The following is an 11,056-nucleotide window of genomic DNA, read 5'->3' on the forward strand; positions in this document are numbered from 1 at the left end:
TTCCCGGACCGGGCCCCTGCGCGCTGTGGACGCCCTGGGATCAGGACTTCGCGATGTTCCTGAGCACGTACTGCAGGATGCCGCCGTTGCGGTAGTAGTCCGCCTCGCCCGGCGTGTCGATGCGCAGCACCGCGTCGAACTCCACGGTGGAGCCGTCCTCCTTCGTGGCGGTGACCTTCAGCGTCTTCGGCGTGGTGCCCTCGTTGAGCCCGGTCACCCCCTGGATGTCGAAGGTCTCCGTGCCGTCCAGGCCGAGGGAGTCCGCGGACTCGCCGGCCGGGTACTGCAGCGGCAGCACGCCCATGCCGATGAGGTTCGAGCGGTGGATGCGCTCGTAGCTCTCGGCGACGACGGCCTTGACGCCCAGCAGGGAGGTGCCCTTCGCGGCCCAGTCGCGCGAGGACCCGGAGCCGTACTCCTTGCCGCCCAGCACGACCAGCGGGACGCCGGCCTGCTGGTAGTTGATCGAGGCGTCGTAGACGGCGGCCTGCGGGCCGCCCTCCTGGGTGAAGTCGCGGGTGAAGCCGCCCTCCACGCCGTCGAGGAGCTGGTTCTTGATCCGGATGTTGGCGAAGGTGCCCCGGATCATGACCTCGTGGTTGCCGCGGCGCGAGCCGTAGGAGTTGAAGTCCTTGCGCTGGACCCCGTTCTCGATGAGGTACTTGCCGGCCGGGGTGTCGGACTTGAACGAGCCCGCGGGCGAGATGTGGTCGGTCGTGACCGAGTCGCCCAGCTTCAGCAGCACGCGGGCGCCCGTGATGTCCTCGACCGGGGTCGTCTCCATCGTCATGCCCTCGAAGTACGGGGGCTTGCGGACGTAGGTGGACTCGGGGTTCCACTCGAACGTCTTGCCGGTGGGGGTGTCCAGGTTCTGCCAGCGCTCGTCGCCGTCGAAGATGGTGCCGTACTGGTAGGTGAACATCTCGGTGTCGATGGACGCGTCGATGATCTTCTGCACCTCCGACGGGTCCGGCCAGATGTCCTTGAGGTACACCTCGTTGCCGTCGGCGTCCTGGCCCAGGGACTCGTTCTCGAAGTCGAAGTCCATGTTGCCGGCCAGGGCGTAGGCGATGACCAGCGGAGGGGAGGCCAGGTAGTTCATCTTCACGTCCGGGTTGATCCGGCCCTCGAAGTTGCGGTTGCCGGAGAGCACCGAGGTCACGGCCAGGTCGTTGTCCTGGATGGCCTGGGAGATCTCGTCCTCGAGCGGGCCCGAGTTGCCGATGCAGGTGGTGCAGCCGTAGCCCACGATGTAGAAGCCGAGCTCCTCCAGCGCCGGGACCAGACCGGACTTCTCGTAGTAGTCGGTGACGACCTTCGAGCCCGGGGCGATCGAGGTCTTGACCCACGGCTTCGCCTTCAGGCCCTTCTCGACGGCGTTGCGCGCCAGCACCGCCGCGGCCATCATGACCGACGGGTTCGAGGTGTTGGTGCAGGAGGTGATCGAGGCGATGGACACCGCCCCGTGGTCGAGCTCGAACTCCCGGCCGTCGGGCATGGTCACGGGGACCCGCTTCGTGGGACGGTCGTCCTCGGCGTAGGCGTGGTGCTCACGCGGGCGGTCCGCCTCGGGCTGCGGGTGCTCCGGGGTGTAGGCCGGGGCGTCGGAGGCCGGGAAGGACTGCGCCGAGGCGTCGTCGATGGTGTTGCCGGCGGTGACGTCCTCGTCCACGTGCGTCGCGTAGTTGCCCAGGTCCTCGTGGAACTGCGCCTTCGCGTCGGTGAGGGAGATGCGGTCCTGCGGGCGCTTCGGACCGGAGATCGAGGGCACCACGGTGGAGAGGTCCAGCTCGAGGTACTCGGAGAAGGCGATCTCCTCGGACGGGTCGTGCCACATCCCCTGCTCCTTGACGTACGCCTCGACGAGGTCGATCTGCTCGTCGGAGCGCCCGGTCAGGCGCAGGTACTCCAGGGTGACGTCGTCGATCGGGAAGATCGCGGCGGTGGAGCCGAACTCGGGGCTCATGTTGCCGATGGTCGCGCGGTTGGCCAGGGGCACCGCGCCGACGCCCTCGCCGTAGAACTCCACGAACTTGCCGACCACGCCGTGCTCGCGGAGCATCTCCGTGATGGTGAGCACCACGTCGGTGGCGGTCGCGCCGGCCGGGATCTCACCGGTGAGCTTGAAGCCCACGACCCGCGGGATGAGCATCGAGATGGGCTGGCCGAGCATCGCGGCCTCGGCCTCGATGCCGCCCACGCCCCAGCCCAGCACGCCGAGACCGTTCTCCATGGTGGTGTGCGAGTCGGTGCCCACGCAGGTGTCCGGGTAGGCGCGCAGCGCGCCGTCGACCTCGCGGGTCATCACGACGCGGGCCAGGTTCTCGATGTTGACCTGGTGGACGATGCCCATGCCCGGGGGGACGACCTTGAAGTCGTCGAACGCCGTCTGGCCCCAGCGCAGGAACTGGTAGCGCTCCCCGTTGCGCTCGTACTCGATGTCCATGTTGATGCCGATCGAGTCCGAGGTCCCGAAGGAGTCGATCTGCACGGAGTGGTCGATCACGAGCTCGGCCGGGGCGAGCGGGTTCACGCGGGTGGGGTCGCCGCCGAGGTCCGCGATGGCCTCGCGCATGGTGGCGAGGTCCACGATGCAGGGCACGCCCGTGAAGTCCTGCATGATCACGCGGCCCGGGGTGAACTGGATCTCGATGCTGGGCTCGGCCTTGGGATCCCAGTTGGCCAGGGCCTCGATGTGCTCGGAGGTGATGTTGGCGCCGTCCTCGGTGCGCAACAGGTTCTCGAGCAGAACCTTCAGGCTGTACGGGAGCTTCTGCGCGCCCTCCAGCGTGTTCAGTCGGAAAATCTCGTACTCGGTGCCTTTGACGTCGAGAACGCCCTTGGCCCCGAAGCTGTCCACCGTGCTCATATGCGTGGAACTCCTCTCGCCACCGTCATGGAAACGCCCGCAGGAGGACACCGGCGAAGCGCCGGGAGTTCTCCCGTGAACAGTCACTGTCAGTGTAGCCCGTGCGAGCCCGCTGACTCCGAAACGCCCCGGGAGGCCGCCGTCACGCAGAGGACGGGTGCGCCCGTCAGGGCTCCAGCACCGCCAGCGTCTCGACGTGGTGGGTGTTGGGGTACATGTCGAAGGCGCGCACCGAGCGCACGTTCCACCCGGCGCGGCGGAACCGGCCCAGGTCCCGGGCGAGCGTGGCCGGGTCGCACGCGAGGTAGGCGATCCGGCGCGGGGCGAGCGCCACGAGCTGGTCCACCACGACCCGGCCGGCACCGGCCCGGGGCGGGTCCAGGACCACGACGTCGGGGCGGGCCGCGCTCCCGCCCCGGTCCGGCCGACGGCGGCCGCGGGCGGGCGCCGCCTGCGGCCAGGTCCGCGCCAGCACCCGGTCGACGCTCCCCCGCTCGACGCGGACCTGCGGCCGGCCGGCGAAGGTGCGCCGGGCGTCGGCGCTGGTCACCGGCGACCCCTCGACCGCCACGACGCCGCCCGAGGTCCCCACGGCGTCGGCGAGCGCCGCCGTGAAGAGACCGGCACCGGCGTAGAGGTCGAGGGCGTGCTCCCCGGGCCGGGCACCGGCGGCCGCGGGCACCTCCCGGTGCAGCAGGGCGGGGGCGCCGCGGTGGATCTGCCAGAAGCCCTCGGCGGAGACCTCCCACCGGTGCGGGCCCACGTGCTCGACCACGGACGGGCGTCCCGCCCACGTCTCGGTCTCCCGCTGCCCGTCGGCGCGGGCGGTGACGGAGACGTCCCGGTCCTCCGCGAGCCGGGCGAGCTCGCGGCGCAGCCGGTCCCGGTCGGCGCCGGCGGCGAGGCTCAGGTGGACCAGCGGCGTCCCGCCGTCGGCGGGGGCCGCGACGTCGACCCGGTCGGCCCCCCGCAGGTCGTACCGCCCGAGCCGGAGGGCGTCGATGGCGGGGACCACGAGCGGGAAGCCGTCGACCGGGACGACGGCGGCGCTGCGGTGCGGGTGCATCCCGATCCGGCCCGCGGGGTCCACGGCGAAGTGCGCGCGGGTGCGCCAGCCGCGGCCCTGCGGGTCCTCCCCCGGCACCGCCTCGACGTGGACCTCGGTCCCGAGCCCGGCCAGCCGGGCGAGCTGCTCGGTGACCACGGCGGACTTGAGGGCGCGCTGGGCACCGAGCTCGGCGTGGCCGAACTCGGCGCCGCCGACGGGCGGCTCGCCGCGCCGCCAGCTCAGCAGCGGATCGGCCGGGGCCCACACGTGCTCGCTCCGCCGGTGCGGGTCCGCCTCGAGGACGTCGACCACGTCCCCGCGCCAGAACCGGGCCGCCGGGCCGCTGTCGGTCAGGCGCACGCGGACGAGCTCGCCGGGCAGGCCGTGGCGGACGAAGACCACGCGGCCCTCCCCGGTGCGGGCCACGGTGTGGCCGCCGTGGGCGACGGGGCCCAGGCGCAGCTCGAGCCCGGCGGGCCCGGCAGACTCGGCGGGGACCGGGGGGTGGGTCGGGGTCACGGGCGGGTCGCTCTCTGCTCGGGGGCGGACTCGGGGCCCGTGTCCTCGCCGGAGGCGGAGGACAGGTGCCAGGGCACGGAGGCCGTCATGACCCCGCGCTCCTGGTGCAGGCGGGCCCGCAGCGGCCGGATGGCCTGGTTGTGCAGCAGCCGCTCCCACCGGTGCCGCACCACGTACTCGGGCAGGTACACCACGACCAGGTCCCGGGGCGACTTCCGGCGCACCCCGCGCACGTGGTCGAGCACCGGGCCGATGGTGTCCCGGTACGGCGCGTGGAGCACGGTGACGGGCACCGGGATCTCCAGGCGCCGCCACTCGTCGAGGATCCGGCGGGTGGCGGCGGCGTTCGTGTCCACGACGACGGCCTCGAGGGTCGAGGGCCGGGACGCCCGGGCGTAGGCCAGGGCGCGCATGAGGGGCTTGCGCACGGAGGAGACGTAGATGATGGCGTGCACCCGGGAGGGCAGGGCGCGGACCGGGGAGTCGGGCTGCAGCGCGAGCTCGGCGTCCACGCCGTCGTAGTGCCGCCGGACCCCGGCCATGACCGCGCTGAGGACCGCGATGGCCACGATGGTGATCCACGCGCCCTGCGTGAGCTTGGTGACGAGCACGACGACGAGCACCGCCGCGCACAGCACGAACGCGACCAGTGCCACGGCCCGGCGCACGAACAGCTCGCGGCCGATCCCGGGGTGCGGGCGCGTGCGCCGCACGCGCGCCCAGTGCCGGACCATGCCGGCCTGGGTGAGGGTGAAGGAGACGAACACGCCCACGATGTAGAGCTGGATGAGGCTGTTGACGTTGGCGCCGAAGGCCACGGTGAGGACGACGGCCACGAGCAGCAGCAGCAGGATGCCGTTGGTGAACGCGAAGCGGTCCCCGCGCGCCTGCAGCTGCCGGGGCAGGAAGGCGTCCCGCGCCAGCCGGGACGCCAGCGTGGGGAAGCCGGAGAAGGCGGTGTTCGCGGCGAGGATCAGCACGCCCACGGTCGCGGCGACGAGCACGAAGAACCACAGGGAGTCGGTGCCGAAGACGGTCTTGGCGAGCTGGCCCAGCACGGGGTCCTGGAAGAAGTCGGGGCCGGGGAGCCGTCCGTCGACGAGCAGCTGCTCCTCCGGGTCCCCGACCACCACGACGTCCGTGCGGTCCGCGAGGTACAGCACGCCGGCCAGCAGCGCCGCCGAGAGGGCGCCGAGCACGCCCAGGGTGGCCGCCGCGTTGGCGGCGCGGGGCTTGCGGAAGTAGGGCACCGAGTTGGTGATGGTCTCCACGCCGGTGAGCGCCACGGCCCCGGACGAGAAGGCGCGCAGCACCAGCAGGGCGCCCGCCAGGCCGGCCAGCCCGGCGTCGAAGCCCGCGGCGGGCAGGACCTCCCGGCCGGCGCTGGGGGCGTCGCCCAGGGAGCCGGTCAGGTCCTGGCCCAGTCCCACGAGCAGCAGCGCGGCGAGGACGGCGAGGAAGAAGTAGGTGGGCACGGCCGCGGCCCGGCCCATGAACTTCAGGCCGCGCAGGTTCAGCAGCCCCACGAACAGGATCCCGGCCACGGCCATCTCCACCCGCCGCCCGGCGAGCGCCGGCAGCGCCGCCGAGACGTACTGGGCGGCGGTGGCCATGGACACCGCCACCACGAGGGCGTAGTCGGCCATCAGGGCCGCGCCCACGCCCACCCCCGCGGTGCGGCCGAGGTTCTTGGAGACGATCTCGTAGTCGCCGCCGCCGGAGGGGTAGGCGCGCACGTTCTGCCGGTAGGCGGTGATCACCACGGTGAGCACGACGAGCACGGCGAGTCCCACCCAGGGGGAGACCGCCACGGCCGTGGTCCCGGCCAGCGCGAGGGTGAGGATGATCTCGTCGGGGGCGTAGGCCACCGAGGAGAGGGCGTCCGCCGAGAAGACCGGCAGCGCCGTGCGCTTGGGCAGCACGGCGTCGCTGAACCGCTCGTTGTGGATGGGCTTGCCGACGAGGGCACGCCTCAGCGCCCGGGGAATGCTCTGCACGGCTCCCCACGGTAGTCCGTCCCGCACCGATTGTCCGCCGCCGGCCCGCCGCACCGGGTGGGAGCCGCGCCCCCGGGGGTGACCTAGGCTGAGGGGCATGGCGCATTTCGTGATCATGGGAGTGGGGCGCGTCGGCACGATGGTCGCCCACACCCTCGAGGACTCCGGGCACACCGTGGCGGTGATCGACCAGGACGACCGCGCCTTCCGGCGGCTGCGCAGGTCCTTCGAGGGCAAGAAGGTCACCGGCCTGGGCTTCGACCAGGAGGTGCTGCGCCGGGCCGGGATCGAGGAGGCCTACGCCTTCGCGGCCGTCTCGAGCGGGGACAACTCGAACATCATCGCGGCGCGCGTGGCGCGCGAGACGTTCAAGGTCCGTCACGTGGTGGCCCGCATCTACGACCCCTCCCGGGCCGAGTTCTACCAGCGGCTGGGGATCCCCACCGTCGCCGCCGTGCGCTGGAGCGCCGACCAGGCGCTGCGCCGGATCCTGCCCGAGCAGACGATCACGGCCGACTTCCGGGAGGCCTCGGGACGGCTGCAGCTGGGCGAGCTGTCCCTGGACGACTCGTGGTCCGGCCTGCACCTGGACGCGATCCAGGAGGCCACGGGGGTGCGCATCGCCTTCGTGACGCGCTTCGGGGAGGGCGTCCTGCCCGGTCCCGACATGAGCTATCAGCAGGGGGACGTGGTGCACGCCATGATGCGCACCGACGACGTCGAGGCCGTGTCCCGCGTGCTGTCCCGCCCGCCCGGACCCGACGTGCTCGACCTCGCCAACTCCCTGCGCCGGGAGTCCGAGGACGCGCCCGGCTCCGACGACACCTCCCGGGGAGGATCCTGATGCGCGTGGTCGTCGTGGGCGCGGGCGCCGTGGGCGCCTCGATCGCCCGGGAGCTGCTCTCCCACCAGCACGACGTGGTGATCTTCGACGAGAAGCCCGAGGTCATCGGCCGCTCGGACCTGCGCGGCGCCCAGTGGATCATCGGGGACGCCTGCGAGCTCTCCACGCTGCGGGAGGGCGGGCTGGAGGAGACCGACGTCGTCGTCGCCGCCACGGGCGACGACAAGGCGAACCTCGTGGTCTCCCTCCTGGCGCGCAGCGAGTTCGGCGTGCCCCGCACGGTGGGCCGGGTGAACAACCCCAAGAACGAGTGGCTCTTCGACGACGCGTGGGGCGTGGACGTCGCCGTGTCCACGCCCCGGCTGATGACCGCGCTCGTGGAGGAGGCGGTCGAGGTCGGGGACGTGGTGCGGCTGCTGACCCTGCAGACGGGCGGGGCGACCCTGTCCGCCTACACGGTGCCGCACGAGCACCCGATCATCGCCACCATGGTCTCCCAGGTGCCGTGGCCGCCGGACGTCTCGCTCGTGGCCATCCTGCGCGACGGGGTGCCCATCACGCCCTCGGGCGACGACGTGGTGGAGGGCGCCGACCAGCTCTTCTTCGTCTCCACCACGGAGGGCGAGGCCCAGCTGCGGGCGATGTTCACCACCGCCGGCCGGCACGAGCCGCACCGGTCCTGAGCCCGGCGGAGGACCTCAGGGGGTGTCCTGCTCCTGGACCGCGATCTGCTCGGGGGGCCGGGAGACGAGCCACGCGAGCCACAGCGTCAGCGCGTACAGGGGCACGCCCATCACCAGGCGCGCGACGCCCAGACCCGTGAGGTTCTCGGCGAGGTACAGCGGCACCTGCACGAGCAGCCGGGCCGCGAACAGCGCCATGAGCATGAGCGTGGCCACCTGGTAGGCGCGGCGGCGCACCGGGACGTCGCGCCACTGCGTGCCCTCGCCGCGGATGTAGCCGTAGAAGACCCCGAGCAGCGGCCAGCGGGCGAGCAGGGACACGCCGAGTCCCACGAGCCAGGCCCCGTTGATCCAGAAGCCGGGCACGTAGTAGTCCAGCGCCTCGCCGGTGGCCCGGGCGAACAGCGCGCACACTCCCACGCCCACGAAGCCGGACACGGCCTGCACGAGGCTCTGGCGCTGGACGAGGCGCAGCACGGTGAACACCGCGGCCGTGCCCAGCGACGCGAGCAGCGCCACCCCGAGGGTGTTGCCGACGAGCAGCACGGCGAGGAACACGAAGCCGGGCAGGATCGTCTCGGCGAGGCCGCGCCAGCCGCCGACCGCGTGCAGCACGTCGAGCTGCCCGTTGTCCTTGCGGCGCATGCCCGAGCGGGCGGCGTAGGCGGCCATCGAGCCTTCCACGTCCGGGCCGCGCCCGGGCTCGCGCCCGGCGCTCCCGGGCTCCTGGGGGTCCGTCATCTGCTGACCTGCCTCGCGATGATCTCGTAGCGCGGATTGAACATCGAGGGGCGCCCGTCGCGGAAGCTCACCACGCCCACGCAGCGCAGCCGCGTCCCCGCGGTGACGCCCGGCACGGTGCGCTGGCCGTGCCACACGAGGCGCAGCGGCCGGGGCGGGACCCGGCCCTCGTCGCCCGGGGCCTGCGGGTAGTCCGGCACGAGCAGCGCGGTGTAGTTCTGCGCGCCGGTCACCGGCGGCACCGTCACCTCCGCCACCAGACCGGTCGCCATCACCCGGCGCCGTCCTCCGGCGGCCGTCGAGGGGTCGAGGTCGCCGGCGCACACGGGCGCCTCGGCGACCACGTCGATGGCTCCCGTCCCGGGCACGGGCTGGGCGTCACCGCTGCCTGCTCGCGTCATGGCTCAGCCGATCTCCGTGATCTCGGGGCCGCGGCGCGGCGGCCGCACCGGTTCGGTCCCCGGCTCCTCGTCGGGCTCCGCGTCCGGGGCGGGACCGCGGACCGCGCCCTCGGGCACGACCAGCGTGAGCAGCTCCCGGGGCGGCATGGGCCGGTCGCCGCGCACCACGACCAGCTCGCGCACGACCTCGTCGAGGGCCGCGGCCGACTCGGCGGCGACGGCCGCGGTGCCCGTGAACACGGCGCGCACGAACCAGCGGGGTCCGTCGACGCCCACGAAGCGGGCCAGGCGGAAGCCGCGGGTCCCGTCGGAGGCCGTGGCCGGGAAGCGGGCGACGACCTGGAGTCCGAAGGGCCCCTCCTCGACCGCCGGCTCGCCGTTGCCGGTGCGCAGCGACTGCACGAGCTCGCGGCGGACCTCGTCCCACAGGCCCTCGGAGCGGGGCGCGGCGAACGCCTGCACCTGGACCGAGCCGCCGTCGAGGTCCAGGGCGACGGCGCGAGGGCGCTGCGTGCGCTCGTCCAGCTCGAGCCGCACGCCGAGGCCCGGGCGGGGCCGCACGAGCACGGCGCCGAGGTCGAGGTAGCCGTCCCGGTCCTCGACCTGCGAGACGTCGAGCGGGCCCGCCGGCTCCCGGCGCCGGGCCGCCGCGGTGTCCTCCGGGCTCGGGGCGGCCTCGGGCTGCGGCGCGGCGTCGTCCTGCGCTGCCGGCTTCTTCTTCTTGCGACCGAACATGTTGTGGTTCTCCTCCGCCGGCACGCGGTGCCGGCTCGTGGCGTGAGCTCGTGGGGGGTCTCGGCTCGTGGTGTCAGGCGGTCCCGCTGGAGCCGAAGCCCGTGCCGCCGCGCGCCGAGGCGGGCAGCACGTCGACGACCTCGAAGACGGCCTGCTCCACGCGCTGGACGACGAGCTGGGCGATGCGATCGCCGCGGCGGACGGTGAAGGGCTCGGCGCCGTCCGTGTTGAGCAGGGTCACCATGATCTCGCCGCGGTAGCCGGAGTCCACCGTGCCCGGGGCGTTGACCACCGTGATGCCGTGCCGGGCGGCCAGTCCCGACCGGGGGTGCACGAACCCGGCGTAGCCCTCCGGCAGTGCGATGGCCACGCCCGTGGGCACCAGGGCCCGCTCGCCGGGCCCGAGGACCACGTCCGCGCGCGAGCGCAGGTCCGCGCCCGCGTCCCCGGGCTTCGCGTAATCGGGCAGGGGAAGGTCCGGGTCGAGGGCCTGCAGCGCGATGCTGAGCGGGCGCCCGTTGCCCGACGGCGGCCGGTGGCCTGTCGACTGGGGGTTCACAGTGCCCCACTCTAACGCGCCGGGCCCCGGGCGCAGTCGTGAGACGCTAGAGGCATGTCCCGTCCTGCTTCCTCCAGTGCGTCCCCGGCCGACGGCCCCCGCGAGCCCCACCGGCCCACCTCCGAGCGACCCGGTGCCGAGATCCTCTACGAGGAGAAGCTCACCCCGGCGTGGTGGATGTGGCTGCTGGTGCTCTTCACGGGCGTGGTCGCCCTGGTGGCGCTCGCTCCCATCGACCCGTGGGTGGCCGCTGCGGCGGCCCTCGTGGTGGGCGGGGGCACGGCCGTGGCCCTGGTCGCCTCCAGCACCACCATCGTCGTGACGGACGAGATCCTGCAGGTCGGCCGCGCCCGCATCGAGCGGCGCTTCGTGGGCGAGGCCGAGGCCTTCCGGGGGGACCACGTCCGCCGGGTCCGCGGCCCTGAGCTGGACGGACGGGCCTACATGAACTTCCGGGCGTCGGTGGGGCCGGTGGTTCGGATCCGGATCACCGATCCCGTGGACCCCACGCCCTACTGGCTCACCTCCACCCGCCACCCGGAGCGGATCGTCGAGGTGCTGTCCGCGCGACACTGAGCGCGACCCTGAGCGCGACCCTGAGCGCGACCTGCCCGGTGCACGGAGGAACCCCGCCGCGACGGACGTCTGTCTCTTATACAC

The 11,056-nt window shown here is 73.3% G+C and carries 10 protein-coding genes; 3 read left to right on the top strand and 7 right to left on the bottom strand.

What is annotated here, in order from left to right; genetic code table 11:
* Positions 1 to 40: 40 nt before the first annotated feature.
* The 3 genes from ACFU0Y_RS14160 to ACFU0Y_RS14170 form a co-directional block, all read right to left on the bottom strand.
* Entirely contained in the window at positions 41 to 2,869 is a 2,829-nt protein-coding gene (locus tag ACFU0Y_RS14160; protein WP_380215168.1) for an aconitate hydratase, read from the bottom strand.
* Between the two features lie 166 nt (positions 2,870 to 3,035).
* Positions 3,036 to 4,436: a class I SAM-dependent RNA methyltransferase gene (locus ACFU0Y_RS14165; RefSeq protein ID WP_380215169.1), complete on the bottom strand. Its 1,401-nt coding sequence runs from the start codon at positions 4,434 to 4,436 to the stop codon at positions 3,036 to 3,038.
* On the bottom strand, positions 4,433 to 6,433 hold the full coding sequence (locus ACFU0Y_RS14170; RefSeq protein ID WP_380215170.1) for an APC family permease: 2,001 nt from the start codon (positions 6,431 to 6,433) through the stop codon (positions 4,433 to 4,435). Before ACFU0Y_RS14170 ends, ACFU0Y_RS14165 begins: the two co-directional genes overlap by 4 nt.
* 97 nt (positions 6,434 to 6,530) lie before the next feature.
* Between ACFU0Y_RS14170 and ACFU0Y_RS14175 the strand changes: the two genes are divergently transcribed.
* Positions 6,531 to 7,277, top strand: a complete 747-nt coding sequence (locus ACFU0Y_RS14175) for a potassium channel family protein (protein ID WP_380215171.1) — start codon at positions 6,531 to 6,533, stop codon at positions 7,275 to 7,277.
* A complete protein-coding gene (locus ACFU0Y_RS14180; RefSeq protein WP_380215172.1) occupies positions 7,277 to 7,960 on the top strand; it encodes a potassium channel family protein in 684 nt (227 codons plus the stop codon). Before ACFU0Y_RS14175 ends, ACFU0Y_RS14180 begins: the two co-directional genes overlap by 1 nt.
* Before the next feature lie 15 nt (positions 7,961 to 7,975).
* Here ACFU0Y_RS14180 and ACFU0Y_RS14185 read toward each other — a convergent pair whose 3' ends face one another.
* From ACFU0Y_RS14185 to dut, 4 genes are all read right to left on the bottom strand, one after another.
* Positions 7,976 to 8,701 carry a DUF3159 domain-containing protein gene (locus ACFU0Y_RS14185; RefSeq protein ID WP_380215173.1) on the bottom strand — a complete coding sequence of 242 codons (726 nt, stop codon included), beginning with the start codon at positions 8,699 to 8,701 and terminating at the stop codon, positions 7,976 to 7,978.
* Positions 8,698 to 9,102 carry a hypothetical protein gene (locus tag ACFU0Y_RS14190; RefSeq protein ID WP_380215174.1) on the bottom strand — a complete coding sequence of 135 codons (405 nt, stop codon included), beginning with the start codon at positions 9,100 to 9,102 and terminating at the stop codon, positions 8,698 to 8,700. The genes ACFU0Y_RS14185 and ACFU0Y_RS14190 overlap by 4 nt, the downstream gene beginning before the upstream one ends.
* 3 nt (positions 9,103 to 9,105) lie before the next feature.
* Positions 9,106 to 9,837, bottom strand: a complete 732-nt coding sequence (locus ACFU0Y_RS14195) for a DUF3710 domain-containing protein (RefSeq protein WP_380215175.1) — start codon at positions 9,835 to 9,837, stop codon at positions 9,106 to 9,108.
* A 73-nt stretch (positions 9,838 to 9,910) separates the two neighbouring features.
* Positions 9,911 to 10,339 carry a dUTP diphosphatase gene (dut, locus tag ACFU0Y_RS14200; protein ID WP_380215177.1) on the bottom strand — a complete coding sequence of 143 codons (429 nt, stop codon included), beginning with the start codon at positions 10,337 to 10,339 and terminating at the stop codon, positions 9,911 to 9,913.
* 111 nt (positions 10,340 to 10,450) lie between these two features.
* Here dut and ACFU0Y_RS14205 point away from each other — a divergent pair, with 111 nt between their 5' ends.
* On the top strand, positions 10,451 to 10,972 hold the full coding sequence (locus tag ACFU0Y_RS14205) for a DUF3093 domain-containing protein (RefSeq protein ID WP_380215176.1): 522 nt from the start codon (positions 10,451 to 10,453) through the stop codon (positions 10,970 to 10,972).
* Positions 10,973 to 11,056: the final 84 nt, after the last annotated feature.

Source organism: Kocuria sp. NPDC057446, from assembly GCF_042802875.1.
GTDB lineage: Bacteria > Actinomycetota > Actinomycetes > Actinomycetales > Micrococcaceae > Kocuria.

Excerpts from the sequence above, each read along its gene's own strand:
- ACFU0Y_RS14160 (WP_380215168.1), bottom strand. The coding sequence starts at position 2,869 with ATGAGCACGGTGGACAGCTTCGGGGCCAAGGGCGTTCTCGACGTCAAA.
- ACFU0Y_RS14175 (WP_380215171.1), top strand. The coding sequence starts at position 6,531 with ATGGCGCATTTCGTGATCATGGGAGTGGGGCGCGTCGGCACGATGGTC.
- ACFU0Y_RS14180 (WP_380215172.1), top strand. The coding sequence starts at position 7,277 with ATGCGCGTGGTCGTCGTGGGCGCGGGCGCCGTGGGCGCCTCGATCGCC.
- ACFU0Y_RS14185 (WP_380215173.1), bottom strand. The coding sequence starts at position 8,701 with ATGACGGACCCCCAGGAGCCCGGGAGCGCCGGGCGCGAGCCCGGGCGC.
- ACFU0Y_RS14190 (WP_380215174.1), bottom strand. The coding sequence starts at position 9,102 with ATGACGCGAGCAGGCAGCGGTGACGCCCAGCCCGTGCCCGGGACGGGA.
- ACFU0Y_RS14195 (WP_380215175.1), bottom strand. The coding sequence starts at position 9,837 with ATGTTCGGTCGCAAGAAGAAGAAGCCGGCAGCGCAGGACGACGCCGCG.
- ACFU0Y_RS14205 (WP_380215176.1), top strand. The coding sequence starts at position 10,451 with ATGTCCCGTCCTGCTTCCTCCAGTGCGTCCCCGGCCGACGGCCCCCGC.